Source organism: Neptunomonas phycophila (assembly GCF_001922575.1).
Lineage (GTDB): Bacteria > Pseudomonadota > Gammaproteobacteria > Pseudomonadales > Balneatricaceae > Neptunomonas > Neptunomonas phycophila.
The window spans coordinates 2582415-2607877 of the sequence record NZ_MRCI01000001.1 but is presented as its reverse complement, the minus strand read 5'-3'; the positions used below and the strand labels follow the sequence as shown (position 1 = coordinate 2607877).

Sequence of the window (25463 nt, the reverse complement as noted above, 5' to 3'; positions counted from 1 at the left end):
AAACATAATAGAAAGGGCCGATACGGCCCTTTGTGCTGCTGAATGAATCTAAGGTCAGTCGAACCGTTCAATAGGGACTTGTCGGTTATACGCGGGATAACTCCTTCCCTTCAGAGTTCTTAATTCCCGCATAAACAAAGAACGACACAACAAAAGTGATGGGAGCAGAAAATGAAGCGATTGACGCACCAGAGTTCATCATCACGATTCCAACGATGGTGCTGATCAGCCAGGCTGATAAGCCAACTTTGTTAAAGCGGTTATCACTTTCAATCAAGCTATTAGCTTCTTCGCTGTTATTTACTAGTATATGTGCCAGCGCGATGCCAACCCACGCGACCACAAAAACACCCTGATATGCCAGTGCTTGTAGTAAGTATGAAAATACATCGACTAGCATTAATAGATAGACGATACCGCCGACTATGCAAGACCAAAAAAACTTGACGGCTTTAATATTGAGCAGCTCACTAAAAAAAGATTGCATGTTTACGCTGGCTAAATAAAAGTTGGCTGTGTTAATGCGGGTTTGGGTGATCCATACAAATAAGAGCCCCCAGATACCTAAAAGCTTGAGGATAGACAGTACAACGGATACTTCACTCAAGGCTGCATCTTGTGGGATGCTGGCAACAAGGTAAATGCCGACAATACCGTTGATTAAAAAGGTGAGTAAGTAAAAAGGCATACCGAAGTTAACACGCGCATGATAGTTACTGTCCTCTTGTTTACCAAAGCGAGCATAATCAAAGGTAAACAGCATGAGTATCCACACGCCCATGTAGTAGGTAAAACAATTCCACCAGCCTTGCGGTGTTGCATTTTCTGCCCCTAAATTAATCCAGTCGGCTTGATACCCATAGACATTGATTGAGGCAACCACTGTGGCTATTAAGCCTAGGATATAAAAGGGTAAGAGAACGCCATTAAATTTATCAAGCCAAGTCTGAACGCTACCAAATACGAGAAGTACACTGTAGATAACCACAAAGAGAGCGGCCCAGTGATAGTCTAACCATGGGAAGGTCGCATTGATTGCAACGGCAATCACTGATCCTTCAAAAACGGCATAGTAAATCGCTGTCGAAAAGAATATAAGCGTCGCTAAGGATGCGCCTATTCTGCCAAACAGCCTCCTAGAGAATAATGCGACAGAGAGCCCTTCTTTAATGGCGTAGCGGCTAATAATATTGTTAATAATTCCGTAAGTAACGACCGATAAGGCCATCCCAATGATTGCGTTTTTAGCCCCATAGCTCATGGCCAGTGAGGCGCCTACCACGATATAAAAGATAGCACTGCAGACAGCCCACCATGCCATCGTTAAAGAAAAAGGCCCCATTCTTGCGCCGACGGGTACAGGTAGGTTTGTTTCATCTTGGGTTGATTCCGCTTGAACTAAGTTAGCCATGATATTGCCCCTAAAAGTAGTCTTAAGTACTCAGGATAAAGCGGCATCAATGGATAGGTGGCCTATCTTTGCCCTGAGCTAATGATGAGTCGCAATGGAAAGTCTCTTATTATGTTTGTAGGTAGCTCTTTAATTTGATGAGTCGTTCTTGTACAACCTTACGGGCGTCCAAAGCCTCTTCCATGGTTATCGGGATAAAGCGAGCTTTGTAGTTGGGTTGCATTTGTCCAATCAAATCAAGATCAGCGCTGATGACTGTTCCAATTGTGGCGTATCCTCCACCTGATACTGCATCACGATGTAATACGATAGGTTCTTTGCCCGCTGGAATTTGAATGGATCCTATGGGATAGCAGGCATCCACAATATTGGATGGATCAGAACCCGCGCCAAAGGGCTGTTCGCGCTCAACAAATTGCATTGGGTGGCCGTCTTTAAATCGATAGCCAATGCGGTCAGCTTCGCTACCCACCGTCCATGTGTCTTCATAAAACTGCTCAACGGCTGCATCCACTAAGCGATGGATGTACATGCCAGGAATCATGCGTAAGGACACTTCTTTTGCTAGAGAAGGAAGTAATGTTTGAGGGACGTATTTGCCTTCAATGGCAGGTTTAACCGGGGTCCCGATTGCAATGGTGTCTCCTGCTTCCAGCCGTCGCCCTTTGAAGCCCCCCAAGCTACCAAGTGTGTAAGTTGACCGGCTACCCAGCGTCACGGGAACATCAACACCACCGGAGATGGCTAAATATGCACGAGCCCCTGCTGTTGGGTAGTTAAAGCTAAGCGTTTGTCCTTGTTTTACACTGAACGCAGTATCTAAAGGCATAGGCTCGCCATCCAGCTTTGGTTGCATTCGGGCTCCGCAGACAGCAACGATACTATTGCATTCAAATATGAGTTCGGGACCTAACAGGGCACACTCAAACACGGCATCGCCTTCGTTATTATTAACTAACAGGTTGGCCATTTTCATTGAATATTGGTCGAGTGCGCCTGATGGCGGGATACCTAGGTGATAGAAACCCTCTCGGCCAGTATCTTGAATAGATGTAGCAAGTCCGGGTTTGACTACTTTAATCGACATAGAGTACCTCCATCATGTCTTTTTTGTATTGGTCTGGATTTGCTAAATAGGTCGCTAAGTCAAATACAAAAGGTTGGGTTTTTAGCGTGAACAGTCCTTTTTCTACCTCGATAAGCATTTGGTCATATTCATCTCGGTTGATAGGCTTGAACTTAACAATGTCACCAGCCCTAAAAAACACCATGGATTCTTTTAGGTAGGACAGTGTTTGTTCTGGATCATAAATGGGTGCAGGTGTCACACCGAACATCTGATAACCACCGGCACCACGGACGGAGTAAATACACCCAAAACAACCGCCGTGACCTAATGTCTGTTTCGGTGTGTCTGTTCGAGGGCTTAAATATTTAGGTACTTCGATTTGATGTTCTTGGTCGACCATTTGAAACATGAAAGGTAAACCCGAGACAAACCCCACCATTGACACAAACCAAGGAGAGCCGCTGTGGGCTTTTATAAATGCCTCGGTGTCAGCATGACCATTGATTCGTGCGGCGTATTCCATATCGGTTGAGTCAGGGTCTTGGTGCCTATCTCTAAAGCGCATCAAGGTTTCATAAGTCCACGGATCGTTATATAAAACGGGTATTTCGACGATACGGGTATCTAACTGCCCCTCTTGTAAGCTTGAGCTTTCAAGTGATTTCACTATTGCCAGTAAATCATTTGGTAAAATTTCATCAGGGTTAAAGCGGACTTGGAACGAGGCATTGGCCAAGCAAATATCTAAAATACCTGAGATGTTTTCTTTTTCTATGGCTTTAACCATGCCTAAGCTTCTAAAAAAAGCGGGCAGTGACATAGACTCAGATACTTCAGCAAATAGGTGCTCGTCACCACCAAAGGTGTATCTAATCGGCTGTTGATGCATGAGCTTTCTCCTTATCTGCAAGTCGATGTGAATGTTCCTTTAACCAGACCTCGAGGGTCTCAGTATCAAAATCACCGGATTGAACAGCGGGGTCTTGAAGTAGTAAGCGATGTAATGGAAGTGTCGTTTTTATACCCTCAATACGTGTTTGTTTAAGGGACTTTAAAGCCCGTTCAAAGGCTAATTCTCGAGAGACGTCATGTACGATAAGTTTTGCTATGAGGGAGTCATAGTAAGGAGGAATAGTGTAGCCATCGAAAACATGGGTATCGATTCGCACGCCTTCGTTTACTGGCCAATGTAGAGCACTAATGCGGCCAGGTGAAGGGAAGAAACCTTTAGATGGATCTTCAGCATTAATACGCATTTCGATTGCGCAACCATGGATGTTAATTTCGTCTTGGCACAGTGTTAGTGGCTCACCTAATGCTATTTTGATCATCCACTCTACTATGTTAACGCCTGTAATCATCTCAGACACAGGGTGTTCAACTTGGATCCGTGTGTTCATTTCTATAAAGAAAAACTCTTCGGTTTCCGCGTCGAACAAAAACTCAAGGGTTCCAGCTCCCTTATAATTAAGAGTGTTAGCTAATTTAGCAGCTGTTGCGCACAGCTGTTCCCTAATTGCATCGGATAAAGCGGGAGAGGGGGCTTCTTCAAATACCTTTTGTCGGCGGCGCTGCAGAGAACACTCTCTTTCATATAAGTGAATGGCCTGTTTACCGTCGCCAAGGATTTGAACTTCGATATGGCGTGCACTTTTGATAAATCGCTCTAGATAGACGGCACCGGAGCCAAAAGCAGCCTTAGCTTCACTTTGAGCAATGGTAATTTCTTTAACGAGCTCCTCTTTATTATGTGCTATACGAATGCCTCTGCCGCCGCCACCTGCCGATGCCTTTATTAACAGAGGGTAGCCAATAGTTTGCGCTGCGGTTAAGGCCTCTTCGATAGAATCAATTTCGCCATCGGACCCCGGGACGACAGGCACTCCGGCGGCTTGGGCGGTAGTCCGGGCACAGGCTTTATCACCCATTTGGCGGATGGTTGCTGCATCCGGGCCGACAAATATCATTCCTGCCTGCTCAACGGCTTCTGCAAAGTTGGCGTTTTCAGAAAGGAACCCATAACCTGGATGTATTGCAGTAGCCCCTAAACGCTTTGCCGTTTCAATTACTAAGTCTGCGTTCAGATAGCTTTGGTCTGCACGCGATGCTCCTATAACCTCCACCTCATCAGCTAACAAGCTGGGCAGGGATAAACGGTCTGCTTCACTGCAAATAGCGATGGTGGGTATGCCAAGCTGTTGTGCCGCATTGATAATGCGCACAGCAATTTCACCCCGGTTAGCAATTAATAGTTTGTGTTGGGAAAATTGCATCGGTTCACTCCTCTGTTTCAACAAGAGCAATGATTTGCCCAGGTTCAACAGCTGATGAGTCACTTACACAAAACTCAATAAGTGTGCCTTGGTGGTCAGCTGTTAGTTCGGAGAACTGTTTCATTACTTCAATGAGGCCCACAACAGTCTGGGAGCTCACTTGGTCGCCCTCTTGAACAAAGGCGTCCGACTCAGGAGATGGGCTTCTATAGAAAATTCCGGGTAATGGAGAAATAATTTCGATTTTAGCCATGTTATTTTCCTTCTGATAAGAGCGTAATTTGTAAGGAGTTATAGAATTATTGGGGCGCCAGTATGGAAATCCCGTTAGACTCAAGAAGCGATTTGGTGGATTGAATTAAGCCAAGTGCACCCGGTGTATCGCTGTGTATGCAGATAGAGTCAAACTGGATATCAATCTCTTTTCCTTCTACTGTTTTTACCTTTCCTTCTTGACAGGCTTTCAACACTTTCTCGGCTACATGGTCGGGATCTAAAGGCCCTACCTTCCTCGTTAAAATAATGGAACCACTGAGATCGTAATCTCTGTCTGCATAAAATTCGCATACAACCGGTTGCCCCACTTCGAGAGCTTGTTGATGTACTTTTGAGCCATGCATGGTGTAAATAAGCAATTCAGGTGCCATTGCATGAAGTTGAGTTACAAGAAGTTTTGCAATTTCTTCATCACGAGCTGCATGCATATATAAAGCGCCATGAGGCTTTACATGCTGTAAGGTGAGGCCATGCATTTTTGCGATTTCTCGCAACGCACCAATTTGGTAAATGATGTCGTTGATTAGTTCGTCGGCTGTTGCGTTGATATGACGACGACCAAATCCTTTAAGGTCATGAAACCCAGGGTGTGCACCAATTGACACACCTTGCTCACGAGCCATTTTTACAGTGCTGGACATGATTGAAGGGTCGCCGGCATGAAAGCCTGTAGCAATATTTGCTGAACTAATCAGTGGCATAATTTCGGCATCTACGCCGTCGCCAATCGTCCATGGACCGAAGCCTTCACCCATATCCGAATTGAGGTCAACTGATCTCATTAAGCTATTCCTATGTTTTTTAGTGTTACTTGAATATATAAATGAAAGTGGGTGCTTAAAAAGATCTATTTTTTGATATGGTAGTATCTGAAAAACAGATAATGCTTGAGGAGGCTCGATGTCTTTAACGATTCGACAACTTCGTTATTTTGTTGCGGCAGCTGAAATGGGGCAGGTATCCCAAGCGGCAATCCATCTAAATATCTCGCAATCGGCTGTCACAACAGCAATTCGGGATCTAGAAACCCTCTTAGGTGTAGAGCTATTTGTGCGCAGTAGCCAAGGGGTCAACTTAACCGATCGGGGCAGGCACTTTTTAAATCATGCCTACCAAGTGTTACGAAGTGTTGACGAAGCGTTAAACCTTCCTCATACCGATGGTGTCGCAAATGGGCGTATTCGCATAGCAGCAAGCTATACTGTCCAAGGATACTTTTTACCTTATCACCTTCAACGCTTGTCACATTGGTATCCTGATATATCGATTGAATTGTTTGAATACGAACGTTCGATTATTGAGAATCAGCTAGCCGATGGTTCTATCGATATGGCCATTGTATTAACTGATAATTTGACTCATGCTGATATCGTTTCTGAAAAGTTGGTCGCCTCTGAACGTCGGCTGTGGTTGCCGAGCAATCATCCGTTGGGTTTTAAGAAAAGGTTGTCATTAGGAGATATTGAAAAAGAGCCGTTTATCATGCTCACTGTCGATGAAGCGGATAAAAGTGCGATGCGCTACTGGGGGCACAAGGGGTTAGAACCAAATGTCATACTGCGAACATCTTCAGTGGAATCTGTACGAAGCATGGTTGCAAATGGTTTAGGAATATCGATACTCTCCGATTTGGTTTATCGGCCTTGGTCACTGGAAGGCAAGCGCATAGATACACGCTCCTTGGATGATGAAGTGCACCCGATGAGCTTAGGGTTGGCGTGGCGTAAAGAAACCACTTTTACACCGGCTATGTTCGCCATTCGTGATTATTTTAAGCAGGCCTTTTTAATACCCCAGCAAAACATTTCTAAACGGTTGTAATGTCCACTAATCGCCAATGATTTCCGTAACATGATGTGCAATCATCGCTTCTTCATTGGTGGCAATTACTCGGACGGGTATAGCGCTATGTTTATTGCTTATTACGCTGGCGTTAAGTACGTTTGCATCTTCATCAAGGTGGATGCCTAACCAGCGGCTTCTTTCAATAATGTTCTGGCGTAGGTCCGCATCGTTTTCGCCAACTCCTCCAGTGAAAACGAGCTGCTCAAGTCCTCCAAGAGCCGCTGCTAGACGACCTAATTCTAATGCAATACGATAAGCGTACATATTGATTGCTTCCTGTGCACTCGTCGATTGAGAGCGTTTAAGCGATAACATATCACTTGATTCACCAGATACACCTAGCCAGCCGCTTTCGCTATAAATGAGGTGCTCTAGCGCATCACAATCGAGATTGTAGTGACGTTGCAAATAGAGGATAACCCCAGGGTCAATATTGCCACAGCGGGTGCCCATGGGGAGTCCATCTACAGCGGTAAAACCCATGGACGACGCGATGCTTTTTCCTTGGCTGATCGCGCACATGCTAGAGCCTGCCCCTAGGTGGCACATGACGGTTTTTATGTGGCACGCTTTAGGGGTTATTTGACCGAGTTGATGTGTGATGTACTCGTACGACAGGCCATGAAATCCGTATCGTTGAATGCCAGCTTCGGTGTATTTACGAGGTAATGCGTAGTGGCGTTCAAGCTCCATTTGAGTATGGTGGAACATGGTATCAAAACAGGCGATTTGAGGAAGATTGGGGGCTAGTTTCTTGCAACAGTCGATCAGTAATAAGTTATACGGCTGGTGGAGTGGAGCAAGGGGGATTAATTCTTTTAAGTGGGCTATATCGCTTTTTGATAGGATTTGCGGGGCATTAAATTGTCGTCCGCCATGAACAATTCTATGCCCAAAAGCGGTTAGTTTGTATTGTGAGGCATGCGTGTTTAGCCAGCTTAACACTAAATCTAACGCGGCATGGTGGCGTTCGGTTTTAGGCACACTTGCAAAGTCCGGCTGTTTTGTAACGCGATCCAGACCATTCTCATCGACGATTGATAAGTGGGGTTTCAGTAATAAATTACTAAACTTGAAACGATAAATAGACTTTTCTTGCAGCTGCCCCGTCCGGAAAAGCGTGCACTTTAAGCTAGATGATCCTGCATTAATAACCAAAATAGTTTGCATTAAATTCAGCCTTTCTTCGCGCCTTGGAGGCCTGCTTAGGACGATAATGTATGACGAGCCATGTAAGAAGCCAGAGCACAGGAGGCCAGTCTTCCAAGGGGAGTTTCAGCTCGGCTCGTCAGTATGATAGGCACTCGCGCACCAAGTGCCAGACCCGCTGACTTTGCGTTTGCTAAATAAATTAATTGTTTGGCAATCATATTGGCGGCTTCTAAATCAGGCGCCAGTAAGATATCAGCATCACCAGAGACATCTGAACAAATATGTTTATCCAAAGCGGCTTGTTGAGATATGGCATTATCGAAGGCAAGTGGGCCGTCTAAGATGCCTCCTGTAATTTGGCCTCTATCAGCCATTTTGCATAAGCACGCAGCATCAATTGTGCTAGGCATGTTGGGTTTTACTTTTTCAACGGCGGCTAAAATGGCAACCTTAGGAGACGAAACGCCCAGCGAATGGGAAAAATCGATAGCGTTTTGGATAATATCTCGTTTATCGTTCAGTGATGGCGTAACGTTAATTGCACCATCTGTAATGATGAGAGGCTTATGGTAGTTTGGTACATCGAAGACAAACACGTGACTCAAGCGACGTTCAGTGCGTAACCCTGTTTGCTTATTAATAATAGCGCTGATCAGTTCTGAACTGCCTAAATCCCCTTTCATGAGGGTTTGCACACAGGCCTGTCGGGCTAGTTCGCAAGCTTTCTCCGCGGCTGCGTGGCTATGCTCAACATCAATGATCTCGTAAGTCGATATATCAAGCTCTTCTTCGTCGGCTGCCGCTTGTATTTTAGCGCTTGGGCCGATCAAAATAGGCGTTATCAACCCTTTATTTGCAGCTTCTATTGCGCCTACCAAACCGTTATGTGAAACCGGGTGTACCACCGCCGTAACAATGGCTGGCGCGCATGCTGCTTGCTCGATAAAGTACTCAAGTTGATTGTGTATCGGTGGTTGAATGTTAACGGTCATGAAGCACCCTCGCTATTGGCGGTTAGGCTCTGCCACTTCTGTTAAAATAGCAGCGGCCAGCACCCTCAGAATAGGATGCCGGAGGCTTATGAGGCTATGACGTAGATCATCTTCGTGCGTTCTTACCGAGTAAGTTTTGGGGTTGCAAGGATAGGGTAGTCGCTAAAAGGCGCCAGATCTTTTTTGCCTTGTTCTGCAAGTGCGTGGGTAAGCTCTTCGGCTAAGGGGGCTTTTAAATTCCACACGTGCCAATATAAAGGTACAGCCAGATAATCACCCGGTGATACATCCACTAGCTGGCCACTCGATAAGAGTTCAGTTGTCATTTGGTCAGGAATCATCCCCATGCCAAAACCTCTGACAATCAGATCTATAAAGGTTTCTGCTGAGGGAATTCGGTGGCACGCATAATCCCCGGGCCTTAAATCGAAAAATTGTTCTAAGTAACGAATCTGAAGCGCATCTTTGTGATTAAATTCAACGACAGGGGCACGGCGCAGAGCAGCCTGGTTGGGGCCTTCTGGTAAATACTTTTTCATAAATTGCGGTGAAGCTAATAATCGGTATACCGATACACCGAGCGGTATACAATGGCAGCCTTGCAGTGGTTTATCACTCGAACTGATACACCCCATAACTTCTCCACTGCGAAGAAGCTGCTGGGTTTGATCTTGATCATCTACTTTAATATCGAGCAGAACCGAGTGTGCGTTGAGTAGAGGTTCAATAGCCGGTAAAAACCATGTGGCTAGCGTATCGGCGTTTAAACCAATAGATAATCGGATCTGTCCCGTTTCTAAAACGGGATTGAGTTCCAACATCACCGCGCTTTGCAGCATGGCGATTTGACGATAGTGTTTGAGCAAGACTTGTCCAGCGTCGGTTGCTTGTAAGGGGTGTGTTCGAATTAACAATGTTTGACCAACCAGTTCTTCTAACTGCTTTATACGCTGTGAAATAGCCGATTGGGTGACATGCAAGCGTTGTGCGGCACGTTCAAAATTTTGCTCCTCGACAACGGTAGCTAAGGCCTGTAGTTGGCGATAATCGAACATTAGCAGTCCTTATTAAAGATTAATTTTATTAGTTATTCTTTATATCAAAAGATTGGCATGATGCACATCTAATTCATTGCGGCGGCATAAGGTCAATAATATGGGCTTTTTAGTGTTACAGGGTTATGGCTCGGCTATGGCATTAATTATGGCGATTGGAGCGCAGAATGCGTTTGTTTTAGGTAAAGGGGTTCAGCGTCATTACCATTGGCCTGTGGCCGCTATATGTATTCTTTGTGATCTCGCTTTAATCAGTGCAGGCATGCTGGGAGCAGGGTTTGTATTTGAACAATGGCCATGGCTACTGGATGCGTTCCGTGTGGGAGGTGTCATTTTTCTTTCCGTTTACGGCTTTAAAGCGTTTCAGAGCTTTTTAAGCCCGATAGGGCTTGAAGCTAATACCAAGCGTGCTGGTTTGCGAGTGACCTTATTAACCGCGTTAGCGGTCAGTTTACTGAACCCTCATGTTTATCTAGATACAGTTATCCTGTTGGGAAGTTTAGGAAGTCAGCATTTTGGGCAAGCTAAGGTTTTGTTTTGGATAGGGGCTATGTTGGCTTCGCTTAGTTGGTTTATTTTTCTCACGCTAGCGGCTCGAAAACTTTCACCTTGGCTAGAAAAACCACATGTTTGGCGTTGGGTCGATTTTTTGGTGGCGTTGATGATGTGGAGTATTGCGCTGTGGCTTGTGCTAGAAAAAATATAAGGGATGGTATGCCGAGAATAAACGTCTCATAAACAAAAAAGAGCCTTCAAAATGAAGGCTCTTTTTTTACGCTAAAGCTAATAAAACTATTAGCTTTAGATAGCTACACCCAATGATTTTAAGGTGTTGATAGTCAACTGACCCGAAGGCATTTTTTGCGATTTTTGATACGCAATAACAGCGTTCATGGTGTTTTTACCTAGCACACCATCGATGCTACCTGGGTTGTAACCTTTGGCTTTAAGTGCTTTTTGCAATTCACGTACAAGACCAGGCTGCGTGTTTGTTTCACACAAAATTGGACGCCACTCTAAGTATGCATCGCTGATTTTTACGCGCTTTTGAACGGTGTTGTACTCTGCAGGAATGCTAACCACGTTTTGTTCTGCAGGCTTAACAAGCTTGCGGACTTTAACCATTTTGTACTCAGCAGGAATAACCACTTTACGTGTAGTTTCTGGTGTTTTTACAACACGACGCTGAACAGTTTGTGTTTTACCCGGTATAGCCACTTTTTTTACTGTCTCAGGCTCTACAACAATGGTTTTAGTAACTGTTTTGTATTCAGCCGGTACTTCAACTAAACACATGATCTCGCCTGTGGCTGCATCAACGCGCTGAATTGGCCCTGTCCCTTTTTTCCACTCAGTGTGAGCTGGACGAACTAAAATACGCTCGGTAACGGTTTTGTATTTAGCCGGTACACGAACTAGCTGCTCTGTAGCATCGGATACTTGAATGGTTTCAGTAACAGTAGTGTAAGTAGCAGGCACGATTTCCAAACGTTCACTTGCTTCTTTTACCATAACGCGTTCTTCAACCCAACGGAATTCCGGTTGTGAAGTTTCAATGCGCTGGCTTTCAGCACGTGTTTGAACTGTCTCTGTCTCTGCTTTGTATTTAGCAGGGATAACAACGCGCGCATAGCACTCACCCGGTTTAGGGTTTGGAGGCAGCAGGCTAGAAGTAGAATTGCTGCTATTTAGACGAGCTAATTCTGCTTCTAGTTCAGATGCACGAGCAGAGTCAGAACCAGAAGAGTTTTTAAGGCTTGCTAGTTCTTGCTCTAACGCACGGTATTGTGCTGAGTTAGTTACATCGTCATTTTGATAAGAGCCCGTTGAAGAGCAACCGGATAAAACGGCGATCGCTAACGTTGATAGAGCGAAAGTAGTTAGTTGTTTTTTCATGATAGAACTTCCATGCTTTTTTTATAGGGGTTGCTGCAGTCTAAAAGCTACGGATGAAGCTTAGATGAACAGCTGTTTGATTCCATTCATTATGTATCTATCTTTTAGACAGGTGTTTTTAGGGTGTCTTGGTAGGGTGGCCATCCTAACGGTTTTCCACCTAACACATGTAAATGAATATGGTAAACAGTTTGGCCGCCATGACTGTTGCAGTTGAAAACGGTCCGATACCCTTCTTGTGCAAAGCCTTTGTCGGCGGCTATTTTGCCAGCTGTGGCGACCATATGACCGACAAGCTCACGGTCTTGCTCCGTTATATCATTTAATGTACTGATATGTTTCTTGGGGATAACTAGGCAGTGAAAAGGCGCTTGGGGATTGATGTCGCTGAAGGCAATAACTAGGTCATCTTCGTATAAGATATCAGCTGGAATTTCTTGATTAACTATTTTACAAAATAAACAATCCATCGATGACAGCCTCGGAATTTAAGAATAGGTCGTTGAGTATAAGAGATCGGCTTAGCCGATCTCAAGTAACTCGAGCTCCGGGCAGTTGTACGTGCGGGCTACTTTATTGTCAGGCGTGACTGATTCTAAGTGCACATCGAACCCCCATAGGCGATGAATATGCTTAAGGACTTCGCTGGTATCGTCTCCTAACGGGCGGTTATTATGCATGAAATGGCGTAATGTTAGGGATCGATTACCGCGTACATCCACGTTGTAAACTTGGATGTTAGGCTCGCGATTACCTAAATTATATTGAGCTGATATGTCTTCACGAATACGGCGGTAACCAGATTCGTTGTGGATGGAAGCAACTTTGAGTGTGGGCGAATCGGTATCATCTAGTATTGAGAAAAGCTTAAGTTCGCGAATAAGTTTGGGGGATAAAAACTGCAGTATAAAGCTTTCATCTTTAAAGTTGCGCATGGCGTAGTCGAGCGTTTCAGTCCATGATGAACCTGCGATATCAGGAAACCACTCTCGATCTTCATCGGTTGGATTTTCACAAATCCTACGAATGTCCTGCATCATATTAAAGCCAAGTGTATATGGGTTGATTCCTGAGAAATAGGGGCTATCAAACGGGGGTTGATACACTACACTTGAATGGGAGTGCAAGAACTCCATCATAAATCCGTCTGTGACTAGGCCTTCCTCATACATGGTATTGAGAAGGGTGTAATGCCAGAAAGTGGCCCAGCCTTCGTTCATTACTTGGGTTTGTTTTTGTGGGTAGAAGTATTGGGAAATCTTTCTGACAATTCGGACAATTTCTCGTTGCCATGGCTCCAATAAAGGGGCGTTTTTCTCAATAAAATAAAGAATATTTTCTTCAGGTTCTGGCGGGAAATGTAGTGACTCAGCCACATCTTCACTATCAGATTTTTTGGGAATCGTATTCCAAATCTGATTAAGGTGGCGTTGGTTGTACTCTTCTCTGGCCTCGACGCGTGCTTGCTCTTCTTCCGCGGTTAGCGGTTTAGGGCGTTTGTATCGGTTAACACCGTAGTTCATGAGCGCATGACATGAATCCAATGTGGCTTCCACTTCGGCTAGACCATGTCGCTCTTCGCATTTCGCGATATATTGTTTGGCGAATACCAAATAGTCAATAATCGCTGATGCATCTGTCCATGTTCGGAAAAGGTAATTGCCTTTAAAAAACGAGTTGTGGCCATAACACGCATGGGCGATAACCAATGCTTGCATTGTCATGGTGTTCTCTTCCATAAGATAAGCGATACATGGATCAGAGTTTATGACGATCTCATAGGCTAAGCCCATTTGGCCTCGTTTGTATTGTTGTTCCGTTTGAACGAATTGTTTGCCGTATGACCAATGATTGTAGTTCAACGGCATGCCGATCGAGGCGTAGGCATCCATCATCTGCTCAGAGGTGATAATTTCAATTTGGTTAGGATAGGTATCAAGACCATAACCTGCTGCGATACGGCCAATTTCTTTGTCATAAGCTTCGATGAGCTCAAAGGTCCATTCCGCGCCTGTTGATAAGGGTTCTTTTTTCATGCTGCCCCCTCGGTTTTTCGTTCGAAAAGGCGTCTAAATACGGGATAAATATCCGACATCTCTTCAATATGTTGAATGGCAAATTGATCGGGGTGGCGACTGTGTACTTCTTGATATTCTTCCCATAGGTTTTGATGCGGACCATTGGTTATTTCGACGTAGGCAAAATATTGAACATCCTTCAGTATCTTTTGATACAGGAGATCGGAACAACGTTGGGAGTCGCCTTCCCAGTTGTCGCCATCCGACGCCTGAGCTACATAGACATTCCAGTCGTTTCGTGGATAACGTTTCTCAAGTATGTCGGCGGTCAACTCTAGTGCGCTTGAAACGATAGTGCCGCCAGTTTCACGTGAGTAAAAAAACTCATCTTCAGTGACTTCTTTAGCGTGAGTGTGATGTCTTATAAAAACCACTTCGATGTGTTTGTAATTCCGACGAAGGAAGAGGTACAACAAAATAAAGAAACGTTTAGCCATTTCTTTTATTGATTGTGTCATCGACCCTGACACATCCATCAGGCAAAACATAACGGCTTTGCTGGAGGGCACAGGGTTTTTGACCATATTGTTGTAGCGCAGATCAAACTCATCGATAAAAGGCAGCTTTTTGGTGGTCTTTTCTAATGCTGAAATTTGGGCACGAATCTCATCCATTTCTTGATTGCGCTGATCATCATTGGGAGCTTCCTCTAAAGCCCATAAGCGTTTTTTGAGTGTGCGTATCTCTTGACGGTTGGGCCCTGATAGCGCGATACGCCTAGCGTGTGCGGCACGCAGGGAGCGAACGATATTTAATTTATCGGGCGACCCTGCGGTAGTAAAACCAGCGCGTTTAATTTCGAATGCAGAGCTGTCTTTTAGCTGTTTTTTTACCAAGTAGGGGAGCTCTAGGTCCTCAAACATAAAGTCGAGGAATTCCTCTTGGTTGATGTTGAAGCTAAAGTCATCCTCACCTTCGCCTTGATTGCTGGCCTGTCCCGAGCCTGAACCTCCCCCTTGGCCTCCTTGAGGGCGTTGAAATTCATCTCCCGCGGTAAATTCTTTATTACCCGGGTACACTCGTGTCTGTTTGCCGCCTTGCCCATGATGAAACATAGGCTCGTTGGTATCTTTGCGCGGAATAGTTATTTTCCCGCCTCGGTCTAGATCTTGAATCGAGCGTTGTTTAATCGCTTCTTCAACGGCCCCTTTGATTTGTTTTTTGTAGCGTTTTAAAAAGCGCTGGCGGTTCACCATGCTTTTCTTTTTTCCGTTGAGACGGCGATCAATGATGTAACTCATATTCCGCTCTCCTTCTCGATCCGCGCGACTTTTACTGCGACTTCCGAACGCGTATATACCATTCGGATAGCAGACGAACTTGCTTCTCGGTGTAGCCTCGCTCAATCATGCGTTTAACAAACTCACCGTGTTTGTTTTGTTCATCAGACGATGCTTTGGCATTAAAAGAGATAACGGGAAGTAGATCTTCAGTGTTAGAGAACATTTTTTTCTCGATCACGGTGCGCATTTTCTCGTAGCTCATCCATGAAGGGTTTTTGCCTTCATTACTTGCGCGAGCCCGCAATACAAAATTAACGATCTCATGTCTGAAGTCTTTCGGGTTGCTAATGCCTGCTGGCTTCTCGATTTTTTCTAACTCTTCATTGATGGATTGACGATCTAAAATATCGCCTGTTTCTGGATCACGATATTCTTGGTCTTGGATCCAAAAGTCGGCGTAGGTTACGTACCTATCAAAGATGTTTTGTCCGTATTCAGAGTAGGATTCTAGGTATGCCGTTTGGATTTCTTTGCCCAGTAGTTCAATGTATTTAGGCGCTATATATTCTTTGATAAAGCTGACATAAGCTTCTTGCAGCTCAGGCGCAAATTGCTGCTGTTCAATCTCTCGTTCTAAAACATACATCAAGTGAACAGGGTTAGCCGCTACTTCAGATGGGTCAAAGTTAAATACTTTGGAAAGAATTTTGAAAGCGAAGCGCGTGGATAAACCGTTCATACCTTCATCGACCCCGGCCATGTCTTTGTATTCCTGCATAGACTTAGCTTTGGGGTCCGTATCTTTTAAATTTTCACCGTTGTAAACACGCATTTTTGAATAGATATTCGAGTTTTCGGGATCTTTCAGGCGCGATAAAATGATGAACTGCGATAGCATGTTCAGCGTGTCGGGTGCGCAAGGTGCTGTGTTTAAAGAGCTGCTTTCGAGAAGCTTCTGATAAATTTTGATTTCTTCGGTAATACGAGTGCAGTAAGGCACTTTGACGGTGTATACCCTGTCTATAAAGGCTTCATTTGTCTTATTGTTTTTGAATGTTTGCCATTCAGATTCATTCGAGTGGGCTAAAACAATACCATCATAGGGGATAGCTCCCATCCCTTCTGTGCTGTTGTAGTTGCCTTCTTGAGTCGCTGTTAGAAGAGGGTGAAGCACTTTAATAGGGGCTTTAAACATCTCCACAAATTCCATTACGCCTTGGTTGGCGTTACACAAAGCACCGGAAAAGCTGTATGCATCTGGGTCATGTTGTGGAAATTCTTCGAGTTTACGTATGTCGACTTTACCAACCAAGCTAGAAATATCTTGGTTGTTTTCATCACCGGGTTCAGTTTTAGCAATGGCGATCTGGTTTAAGATGGAGGGGTAAAGTTTAACGACTTTAAACTTGGAAATATCCCCACCGTACTCATGTAATCGTTTAACTGCCCATGGAGACATGATGCCTTTAAGGTAACGGCGAGGGATATTGAATTCCTCTTCTAAAATATCCGCGTCTTCGGCTGGATTAAATAAGCCTAAAGGCGATTCGTAAACAGGGGATCCTTTAATGGCATAGAATGGAATTTTTTCCATGAGGTGTTTTAAACGCTCAGCCAATGAGGACTTACCACCGCCAACAGGGCCTAACAAATAGAGAATTTGTTTGCGTTCTTCTAACCCTTGAGCGGCATGTCGAAAGTACGAGACGATATTCTCAATGGCCTCTTCATTGCCATAAAACTCGGAAAATGCAGGATAGCGTTTAATAACTTTGTTAGAAAAAATGCGGCTAAGTCGGGGGTCGCGAGCAGTATCGATGAGTTCCGGCTCACCTATGGCGCTTAACATCCGTTCAGATGCACTGGCATAGGCCAATGGATCTTGCTTACAGAGTTGGAGATAGTCGGTCAGACTCATCTCTTCCTGGGTGGTTGACTCATAACGCGTCTTGTAATGTTCGAAGATACCCATAACGTACACCCCTTCTGTTGGCGAGCCTAAGATGACTTTTAAGTCGTCTTAACTGCAATGTAGCCCACGCTAATCAGTTTTCATTGAATAATTAACACTCATTTTTAACTTGGTTTAATCCGGTTTTATGTTGCCATTCGAGCAGCGGTTTCGTTTTAACTCGTCCTTACACAACTTTAAAATAGTGATTGTATATAGACGTGTTACACCTGCAATCGTTCATGGTCAACTGCACTTTATGATAAACAGAGCACTGCAATCTCTAAGCCAGCTTGACCAAATGATCAAGTTTTTTAGGTGAAGGGCACCTTGTTTTCTGGGGGCAGCTCAACATTAAGCGTGTTGATATTTTCTAATTTTACCGTTGATGAATTTAGCTAGATGGCCTGCCCTTATTAAGAGTATAGACAGTAATGAAGGAATTACAGATGCTTGCTCTACATTCGTTTTATCAGGTTAGGGCGCAGTGCTAAAGCGGCTAATCTGGTAATGTTGGCGAATTCCAATAGTGAATTTATTCATTGTTTTACTCGCCTAGCCGATGTTAAGAGAAGTCGAATAAAAGAGGTTATTTATTTAAATAACGCCACATAAGAGGCGTAATGGTCAGTTGTGGTGCGCTGGTTTGTTTATTTATGGTGCAGTGCAGCATTATTGAGGGTGTGAGTAAGGTGCAGGCTGTTTATTTATATCTCGAAATGTAGGCTTTACGGGGATCATTTTAGGCTTTTTGAGGTCTGAGAATTGCTTTTTAGGTGATGCATCTATGCTATTATCTAAAAAAGCAAAATAGCTGTTACTTGGCTAGGCTCGTTGTAAAACCCATTATTAGATAATTAATTACTTTTCAGGTTACCGATGTTTACAGTGAAATCTCTTTTAGTAGGTTCTTTGCTTACACTCACTTTGCCCTTACATGCCGCAACTGATTATGGTGTTTCGGAAGGTAATGAAGAGTTATTGATCCAGGGTTTGGAGTCGTTGGCTTCGCAGCAATTTGATAATGCCTTGGGGCAGTTTAGAGAATTAACGCAAAAGCGTCCTGACTTCAGACTAGCGCAACTGGTGTATGCTGATTTGTTGGCTTCACAAGCTGACCCTTTAGGTCAGGTCGGTAATGCTCAAGTGCAACGAAAAAAAGAAGTGCAGGGGCTCATTGATGAAGCGCGTGCTCGCCTGATGATGACGCGTGAAAAGCCCGGTGCAGGCTTAATCCCTAAAAGCTTAGTGAAGATGAGTGACAATCAAAAGTACCTGATTGTCGTCGATACTAATATTTCACGCCTTTTCCTGTTTGAAAACCGCCAAGGTACGCCAACACTGGTTAAAGATTATTATGCCTCGTATGGGCGTGGCGGAACTGAAAAAGTAAAACAAGGCGATTTGAAAACCCCTTTGGGTGTGTACTTTGTAACTGGTCGCTTTAAAGACCAAAATTTACCTGAGCGCTATGGTTCAGGGGCTCTGCCTATCAATTACCCCAATATGTGGGATTATAGACAAGGCCATACAGGTAATGGCATTTGGGTTCACGGGTCTCCAGTAGATACGTATAGTCGTCCTCCTAAAGCCAGTGAAGGTTGCATTTCACTGACGAATCCTGATTTCATCGAACTGGATGGCTTAGTTGATATCAACAACACCCCCGTGCTGATTGGCAATGGGATGGAGTGGGTTGAACGTAGTACATGGGTTGCCCAGCAACAAGAAATTGAGAAGGCTGTGGACCAGTGGCGAGCAGACTGGGAGAGTCAAAATCACGAACGCTACATTTCTCATTACTCTAAGACTTACAAAGATAGCAGCCGAGACTACGCATCATTCTCTGATTACAAAAAACGCGTAAACAGCGGAAAAGAATATATCAAAGTAGGTTTGTCTGACCTTAGCTTGTTTACCTACCCGAATAATCCAGACTTACTGGTGGTAACATTTAACCAAGACTACCAATCAAATAACTACAAGGGTGAGTCTATAAAACGTCAATATTGGGTTAAGGAAGAGGGAAGGTGGAAGATAGCTTACGAAGGCGATCCATCAAAGGGTATCCCTTAACAATGGTTTGTAAACCTGTGCGCTCATCTTGTACTTTAGTCAGATAACGTGGTTAGCATAAACCCTCGTTTATTGGGAACTGAAAAAAATAAACGCCGTTCTAATTTAGAAGTATGGTCATGCTGGTTACAACAGGCATTACCTGAGTTTGGCATTGTTCAGATTAATGTGCCGAATCCTGAAGCGCTCATAGCCAGGTTTGAACGAGACTTAACCATTCCTTTACCCCGCTGGTCTGAGACGAATCAGTATGTATCGTTCAACGACTGCTTAGACCAGTTGCTTTCCCAGCCTAAATCTAATTCCAATTATCGGCAGCACTTTTTAAGGCGTTGGGCGGAAGAGGGTAATGTTTTATGGCTATATATTAACGGCGATAAACTGAACGACGCCGTTCTTGAAGACATTGCTGACTCGTTGCCAATGAATACTCAAGGTCAGTATGCCGTACGTATTCTATTGACACTGGATTCAAAACGGTTGCGTAGCCCTGGCTTGGTGAAGTTGCGTGGACGCCTCGTTGAGTCTGTTGAGAGCCCATTACTGCACTCTTTACCTGACTCCAATTCTTTACGGCGCATTGCGATAAGCGTCGTTGCGGTGGTTTCACTTACAATAGGTGCAATGCTCGTTCGAGACGCCTCATTAGTTACCTCTTTGAGTCAGATGATAAGTCAGTTTCTGACTAGTGAAGGCGAGCCCCTCCCTGAAGTTTCACCCACTCAGCAGTTGGAAAAACAGGCCACCGAGGCATCGCAAACGCTGCTAGATAGCATTAGTACCGAGGCTTCTCTCAATCCTCCTAAAGATATAGATCAGTTACCAACATATCCTGATGCATTGGATATTGATGCTGTTTTAGGTTCTATGATGGGTGATGAGATACGTATCACGCTTACGTCAGCGGTTCATGATTGGGCTAGCGCGTGGGAGTCGCAAACACCGGTGGCTTATTTTAGCTTCTATGATGATGACTATTCTACCCAAGACCAGCCAGACGCTGAGCAATGGCGTTCTTGGCGAGAGCAGCGTATTACCGCGCCAGAATGGATAAGAGTAGAGATAGGTCCTGTGAATATAACGCGTGATGGGGTTACGTATGAAACCCGCTTTTGGCAATTATATCGTGCCTCGGGTTATCAGGATAACGTACAAAAAGTGCTAACTTGGATTAAACGAGATAATCGTTGGTTAATTGTAGATGAGCGGTTAGTTGATAAGGCACCAGCTAACTAAGCGATTAGCCGCGTAGTTAGCTGGTTGATTACTACAGAGACTGTTCTTTAACAATTAACCACTGACCGTTGATTCGTGTCAGAGTCAGTTGTTTGTTCGTTTGATCCTTGTAGGTATTAGATTGATAAGACTGATTAAAAGTCACCTTCGCTGTTTTGCTATCTAGGATGGTAGTTTTCACGTTAGCCAGTTCAACTTTAATGAAAGTTGGTTTTGCTAAGCGGTCTTTACGCTGCGCAACCCAGCCGTTATGAGATAGTTTCGTCGAAGGGCGGTAGTTATTGGTGTAGCTGTTTAAGTAGCCGTCAATGTCTTGAGCTGCCCAAGCCTTAGCCCAAGCATTTACATGGGCTACCGCTTCACGAACTAACTGAGGTGTTGAAGGCTCATCAGCTTTAGTTGATGCTTCGACAATAACAGGTTCTGGGGCTTTCACAACTGCCGCTTTAGGTGGCTCTACTTTTGGCGGTTCAGGCTTTATCGTCTCGGGCTTCAGTTCCGGTTTTACTGCAGCGATAACGACAGGCTTTTCTATCGGCTTCGCTTCAACTGTTGCAGCCGGTTTGATAACAGGCTTTTCAACTGCAGCCGGTTTTGGCTGGTTAGATGCTACCGCTTTATCATTTTCAGATAACGAAGCTTGCGTGCTGATAGACGCCGCTTGATAGCCAAGATCGGGCGAATTGACATCCGATGTACGACGCAACATTACGAGCTGAGGAGAGTTCGTTTGTTGGTTAAGGTCCAATGCTCGGCTGTATGCCTGAGAAGCGACAGTGGCGTAAAGCTCACGCAAGTTCTGATGAACTTGTGCGTATGTCGGGTGAGTACTAAAGGCTTGTAGTAAAGTTTCAATAGCTTGCCCGTAGTCCCCCTGCTCGGCATAGAGAACCGCTAGGTTATTGTAGACTTCTGGAGAAGTTGGGTAGCGGTTAATCGCCGATTTTAAAAGCGACTCGGCTTCGTCTAAGCGCCCCATGTTATTGAGCACTAAGCTTTTAGTTAGTTGGCCTTCTAAGTTTTCTGGGTTGTTGGCTAGAAAGCTATTAACGGCAGACATAGCAGCACGATGGTCGCCTTTGCGTGACATGGCCTCAATGCGCATTAGCTCGGGGTCTGTGGCAGAAGGGTCTCGCACTGAAATTCGTGCATTGGCTGGCTTTTGTGTAGAGCTAACGTCACCGTTAGAGTCCGTTTTTTCTTGCTGCAACCATGTTTTGATTTCAGCGAGTTTGCTTTGCATCCACGCTTCGTCAGTAGAAGGTAAGCTCTTAGAACCAATGAGCTCACGATCTGGAATTTGTTTTTCTTGGTCGCAAGTATAGTCAGTCGTTGACCCGCCATTACGGCAGTAAGATTGGCGTGAATCATCTCGATTACTTGCGCTACAGCCTGTGGCCATTGTTGCAGCCAAAATGATGGCAAGGGGTGTGCGTTTAATATCCATAAATCGCGTAAATCCACTAGTGCGAAATCGTTAAATAAAAATGAAACAGAAGAGTACCGACTAACCTTACAAGCCGCAACGGGCTGATATAAGTTTATAGTTTACAATTTCGCGTTTCGAGTCCAGAGATTGTACTTTATCACGCTTAACCCTCTGTTAATCTTTGTTTTTGACAAAAAAAAGCCACTATTTTTAGTGGCTTTTAGTAATCTTGATTATGCTTCTCGGGCAATGGCTCGATAAGCGATGTCAGTTCGGTAGAAAGCGCCATCCCAACTAACAGTTTTTAACACATCATAGGCACGCGATTGTGCTTCGGTAACTGTATCACCTAATGCGGTAACGCACAGCACACGCCCGCCGGCCGTCACTACTTGGTCGTCCTTAAGCACAGTACCGGCTTGGAAAATTTTAGTCCCTTCGGGAGTGCTATCAGGCAGGGATATTACATCACCTTTGGCATAATCACCTGGGTAACCACCGGCGGCCATTACAACACCCACGGAGCAGCGGCTATCCCATTGTGCCGTTGTAGTATCGAGCTTACGCGCGATAGCTGCTTCGCAAAGTTCTACAATGCTTGATTGTAATCGTAACATGATAGGTTGCGTTTCAGGGTCACCAAAGCGGCAGTTATACTCAATGACCTTAGGAGTACCATCTGCCATGATCATCAAGCCCGCGTACAAAAAGCCTGTGTATTCGTTGCCTTCAGCCTTCATACCTTTAACGGTTGGCATAATGACTTCTGACATGATGCGGTCATGGATTTCAGGAGTAACAACAGGTGCTGGTGAATAAGCCCCCATTCCGCCTGTATTAGGCCCTGTATCGCCATTCCCTACGCGTTTGTGGTCTTGGCTGGTAGCCATGGGTAGTACATTATCGCCATCAACCATTACGATAAATGAGGCTTCTTCGCCGTCTAAAAACTCTTCAATAACGACACGGCTACCGGCATCACCAAAGGCGTTGTCCGCTAACATGTCTTTAATGGCGTCTTCAGCTTCTTGTAAAGTCATGGCCACAATGACGCCTTTACCAGCGGCTAAGCCATCTGCTTTAACAACGATAGGAGCGCCCTTTTCGCGAACGTAGGCGATAGCGGGCTCCACTTCGGTAAAGTTTTTGTAATCCCCTGTTGGGATTTTTTGGCGTTCTAAAAAGTCTTTTGTAAACGCTTTGGAGCCTTCTAATTGAGCAGCGTCGGCTGTTGGGCCAAAGATTGCTAGATCAGCTGCACGGAAAGCATCCACAACACCGTCTACCAAAGGGGCTTCTGGGCCAACAATGGTTAAAGCGATATGGTTGTCTTTAGCAAAAGTAACAAGGGCGGGGATGTCTTGCACGCCAATGTTGACATTGGACATTTTCGGCTCGTTAGCGGTACCTGCGTTACCTGGGGCTACAAAAATATCAGTGACGCGTTCGTCTTTTGCAGCAGACCAAGCGAGGGCATGCTCACGGCCGCCTGATCCAATAATTAAAATTTTCATAGGAGGTTCTCCTTCATAAAAAAGCAACGCTAATGAGCGTTGCTTTTTGTAAAATGCTTAGTGGCGGAAGTGGCGCATACCGGTGAAGACCATCGCCATGCCGTGCTCATCAGCCGCATCAATAACTTCTTGGTCACGCATCGAACCGCCGGGTTGGATGACGGCAGCAATGCCATTAGCCGCCGCGGCATCAATACCATCTCGGAATGGGAAAAAGGCATCAGAAGACATAACCGAGCCCGCAACCTGTAGGCCTGCATGTTCCGCTTTAATGGCAGCAATACGCGCCGAGTTAATACGGCTCATTTGACCCGCTCCAACGCCCACTGTTTGACGGTTTTTAGCGTAAACAATCGCGTTGGACTTAACAAACTTGGCGACCTTCCAAGCAAAGATAAGATCGTTTAATTCATCTTCAGTTGGTTGACGTTTAGTGACAATCTTTAAATCATCAACTGAGATCATGCCGTTATCACGGTCTTGAACTAATAAGCCACCGTTGACACGTTTGTAGTCTAAGCCGCCGATGCGTTCGCTAGGCCATTCGCCACAGGCGAGTAAGCGAACATTCTTTTTCGCTTCAACCACAGCCGCCGCTTCTGGGCTGACTTTAGGAGCGATGATCACTTCTACAAACTGGCGATCAACAATGGCTTGTGCTGTTGCTGCATCCAGTTCGCGGTTAAACGCGATGATGCCGCCAAAAGCAGACTCGGTATCAGTAGCATAAGCCAGTTCATAGGCCGCTAAAATACCTTCCGGTGCTACACCAACGCCACAAGGGTTGGCATGTTTTACAATGACGCAAGCAGGCTTAGTGAAAGATTTAACACACTCAAGCGCTGCATCGGTATCGGCAACATTGTTGAAAGACAGTTCTTTACCTTGGAGCTGAGTGGCAGTCGCAATAGAGGCTTCTTGCGGTGCCGCTTCAACATAAAAAGCGGCTTTTTGGTGAGGGTTTTCGCCGTAGCGCATGTCCTGATCTTTAACGAACTGTGTGTTGAATGTCCGTGGGAAGGCGTCGCGGCCTTCAGTGCTTAGGTTTTCAGAGGTTTGATCGATAGTACCTAAGTAGTTTGCGATCATACCGTCGTAACGTGCCGTGTGTTCGAAAGCCTGCAGAGCTAGATCAAAACGTGTTTTGTAGCCTAGGCCATTGTTGGCTTTTAATTCAGCTAATACAGCTGCGTAGCTAGATGCATTGACAACGATGGCTACGTCTTTATGGTTCTTCGCCGCCGAGCGCACCATCGTTGGTCCACCGATATCGATATTTTCGATCGCTAACGGCAAATCGCAATCTTCACGAGCGATGGTCTGCTCGAACGGATATAGATTGACAACAACCATGTCGATTGGGTTGATGCCATGCTCATTCATGATCGCATCATCCTGCCCGCGACGCCCTAAGATACCGCCATGCACCTTGGGATGCAGTGTTTTTACGCGGCCATCCATCATTTCAGGGAAGCCGGTGTAGTCGGATACTTCAATTGCTGGGATTGCGTTATCGCATAAAAGCTTAAACGTTCCGCCGGTTGAAAGGATCTCAACGCCAGACGCTTGTAATTCGCGTGCGAATTCAACGATACCAGTTTTGTCCGAAACACTAATAAGTGCGCGACGAATAGGGGTGTAGTTTTGTTCTGCCATGGTTATATTTGCCACTATGCTGAAAATTAAAAGTTACAGTAAACCGTATTGCTTAAGCTTTTTGCGAAGCGTGCCACGGTTAAGCCCTAGTAGTTCTGAAGCTTTAGTTTGGTTATCTTTGGTATAGGCCATGACTGTTTCGAACAGAGGCGCTTCAACTTCAGAAAGCACCATTTGATAAACATCGGTAACTGGCTGGCCGTCAAGCTGCTTAAAATAGTTACTCAATGAGGCCTGAACGTTATCGCGTAGTGTTGGTTGCTGAACGCTGTTCTGAAGGCCTTCCGCTTTTGAGAAAGCGGCTGTTGTGTTTTCTTTAATATCCACAGTA

At 45.0% G+C, this 25463-nt stretch carries 22 protein-coding genes; 4 read left to right on the top strand and 18 right to left on the bottom strand.

The genetic code is table 11. The annotated features are described in order from the left end of the window. Positions 1-85 precede the first annotated feature (85 nt). The 6 genes from BS617_RS11900 to BS617_RS11875 all read right to left on the bottom strand — a co-directional run bounded on the left by BS617_RS11900 (position 86) and on the right by BS617_RS11875 (position 5811). Complete coding sequence (locus BS617_RS11900; RefSeq protein WP_075173015.1) at positions 86-1411, bottom strand: purine-cytosine permease family protein; 1326 nt, start codon at positions 1409-1411, stop codon at positions 86-88. Positions 1412-1520: 109 nt separating this feature from the next. After that, positions 1521-2498, bottom strand: coding sequence for a 5-oxoprolinase subunit C family protein (locus BS617_RS11895; protein WP_075173014.1), 978 nt, complete (start codon positions 2496-2498; stop codon positions 1521-1523). Beyond that, positions 2488-3369 carry a 5-oxoprolinase subunit B family protein gene (locus BS617_RS11890; protein WP_075173013.1) on the bottom strand — a complete coding sequence of 294 codons (882 nt, stop codon included), beginning with the start codon at positions 3367-3369 and terminating at the stop codon, positions 2488-2490. Before BS617_RS11890 ends, BS617_RS11895 begins: the two co-directional genes overlap by 11 nt. Beyond that, positions 3350-4753 (bottom strand): acetyl-CoA carboxylase biotin carboxylase subunit, encoded by a 1404-nt coding sequence (locus tag BS617_RS11885; RefSeq protein ID WP_075173012.1) that lies wholly within the window; start codon positions 4751-4753, stop codon positions 3350-3352. The genes BS617_RS11890 and BS617_RS11885 overlap by 20 nt, the downstream gene beginning before the upstream one ends. 4 nt (positions 4754-4757) lie before the next feature. Continuing rightward, entirely contained in the window at positions 4758-5006 is a 249-nt protein-coding gene (locus tag BS617_RS11880; protein WP_075173011.1) for an acetyl-CoA carboxylase, read from the bottom strand. Between the two features lie 46 nt (positions 5007-5052). After that, positions 5053-5811: a 5-oxoprolinase subunit PxpA gene (locus BS617_RS11875; RefSeq protein ID WP_075173010.1), complete on the bottom strand. Its 759-nt coding sequence runs from the start codon at positions 5809-5811 to the stop codon at positions 5053-5055. Positions 5812-5929: 118 nt separating this feature from the next. On the opposite strand from BS617_RS11875, the gene BS617_RS11870 reads away from it, so the two are divergent. Next, positions 5930-6850, top strand: a complete 921-nt coding sequence (locus BS617_RS11870) for a LysR family transcriptional regulator (protein WP_075173009.1) — start codon at positions 5930-5932, stop codon at positions 6848-6850. A 6-nt stretch (positions 6851-6856) separates the two neighbouring features. Here BS617_RS11870 and BS617_RS11865 read toward each other — a convergent pair whose 3' ends face one another. From BS617_RS11865 to BS617_RS11855, 3 genes are all read right to left on the bottom strand, one after another. Then, positions 6857-8044, bottom strand: coding sequence for an acetate/propionate family kinase (locus tag BS617_RS11865; RefSeq protein ID WP_075173008.1), 1188 nt, complete (start codon positions 8042-8044; stop codon positions 6857-6859). A gap of 35 nt (positions 8045-8079) precedes the next feature. Further along, positions 8080-9018: a bifunctional enoyl-CoA hydratase/phosphate acetyltransferase gene (locus tag BS617_RS11860; protein ID WP_075173007.1), complete on the bottom strand. Its 939-nt coding sequence runs from the start codon at positions 9016-9018 to the stop codon at positions 8080-8082. Positions 9019-9140: 122 nt separating this feature from the next. Continuing rightward, on the bottom strand, positions 9141-10073 hold the full coding sequence (locus BS617_RS11855) for a LysR family transcriptional regulator ArgP (protein ID WP_075173006.1): 933 nt from the start codon (positions 10071-10073) through the stop codon (positions 9141-9143). Positions 10074-10173: 100 nt separating this feature from the next. Here BS617_RS11855 and BS617_RS11850 point away from each other — a divergent pair, with 100 nt between their 5' ends. After that, positions 10174-10779 carry a LysE/ArgO family amino acid transporter gene (locus tag BS617_RS11850; protein WP_075173005.1) on the top strand — a complete coding sequence of 202 codons (606 nt, stop codon included), beginning with the start codon at positions 10174-10176 and terminating at the stop codon, positions 10777-10779. Between the two features lie 95 nt (positions 10780-10874). On the opposite strand, the gene BS617_RS11845 is transcribed toward BS617_RS11850, so the two are convergent. The 5 genes from BS617_RS11845 to BS617_RS11825 all read right to left on the bottom strand — a co-directional run bounded on the left by BS617_RS11845 (position 10875) and on the right by BS617_RS11825 (position 17242). Beyond that, the gene (locus BS617_RS11845) at positions 10875-11969 is read right to left on the bottom strand and encodes a peptidoglycan-binding domain-containing protein (protein WP_075173004.1); all 1095 of its coding nucleotides are present in this window, start codon (positions 11967-11969) and stop codon (positions 10875-10877) included. Positions 11970-12073: 104 nt separating this feature from the next. After that, positions 12074-12439 carry a histidine triad nucleotide-binding protein gene (locus tag BS617_RS11840; RefSeq protein ID WP_075173003.1) on the bottom strand — a complete coding sequence of 122 codons (366 nt, stop codon included), beginning with the start codon at positions 12437-12439 and terminating at the stop codon, positions 12074-12076. A gap of 51 nt (positions 12440-12490) precedes the next feature. After that, complete coding sequence (locus BS617_RS11835; protein ID WP_075173002.1) at positions 12491-14005, bottom strand: SpoVR family protein; 1515 nt, start codon at positions 14003-14005, stop codon at positions 12491-12493. Continuing rightward, a complete protein-coding gene (locus BS617_RS11830) occupies positions 14002-15288 on the bottom strand; it encodes a YeaH/YhbH family protein (protein ID WP_075173001.1) in 1287 nt (428 codons plus the stop codon). Before BS617_RS11830 ends, BS617_RS11835 begins: the two co-directional genes overlap by 4 nt. A gap of 31 nt (positions 15289-15319) precedes the next feature. Beyond that, positions 15320-17242, bottom strand: coding sequence for a PrkA family serine protein kinase (locus BS617_RS11825; RefSeq protein ID WP_075173000.1), 1923 nt, complete (start codon positions 17240-17242; stop codon positions 15320-15322). A gap of 858 nt (positions 17243-18100) precedes the next feature. On the opposite strand from BS617_RS11825, the gene BS617_RS11820 reads away from it, so the two are divergent. Together BS617_RS11820 and BS617_RS11815 are read left to right on the top strand one after the other, a co-directional pair. Beyond that, complete coding sequence (locus BS617_RS11820) at positions 18101-19297, top strand: L,D-transpeptidase family protein (RefSeq protein ID WP_075172999.1); 1197 nt, start codon at positions 18101-18103, stop codon at positions 19295-19297. 48 nt (positions 19298-19345) lie between these two features. Beyond that, a complete protein-coding gene (locus BS617_RS11815) occupies positions 19346-20533 on the top strand; it encodes a L,D-transpeptidase Cds6 family protein (RefSeq protein WP_075172998.1) in 1188 nt (395 codons plus the stop codon). A 31-nt stretch (positions 20534-20564) separates the two neighbouring features. On the opposite strand, the gene BS617_RS11810 is transcribed toward BS617_RS11815, so the two are convergent. The 4 genes from BS617_RS11810 to fis form a co-directional block, all read right to left on the bottom strand. Next, positions 20565-21980 carry a tetratricopeptide repeat protein gene (locus BS617_RS11810; RefSeq protein ID WP_075172997.1) on the bottom strand — a complete coding sequence of 472 codons (1416 nt, stop codon included), beginning with the start codon at positions 21978-21980 and terminating at the stop codon, positions 20565-20567. Positions 21981-22195: 215 nt separating this feature from the next. Next, positions 22196-23476, bottom strand: coding sequence for a phosphoribosylamine--glycine ligase (purD, locus tag BS617_RS11805; protein ID WP_075172996.1), 1281 nt, complete (start codon positions 23474-23476; stop codon positions 22196-22198). Positions 23477-23533: 57 nt separating this feature from the next. Continuing rightward, positions 23534-25132, bottom strand: a complete 1599-nt coding sequence (gene purH, locus BS617_RS11800) for a bifunctional phosphoribosylaminoimidazolecarboxamide formyltransferase/IMP cyclohydrolase (RefSeq protein WP_075172995.1) — start codon at positions 25130-25132, stop codon at positions 23534-23536. Positions 25133-25165: 33 nt separating this feature from the next. Beyond that, the gene (gene fis, locus BS617_RS11795; RefSeq protein WP_075173556.1) at positions 25166-25453 is read right to left on the bottom strand and encodes a DNA-binding transcriptional regulator Fis; all 288 of its coding nucleotides are present in this window, start codon (positions 25451-25453) and stop codon (positions 25166-25168) included. Between the last annotated feature and the right edge of the window lie 10 nt (positions 25454-25463).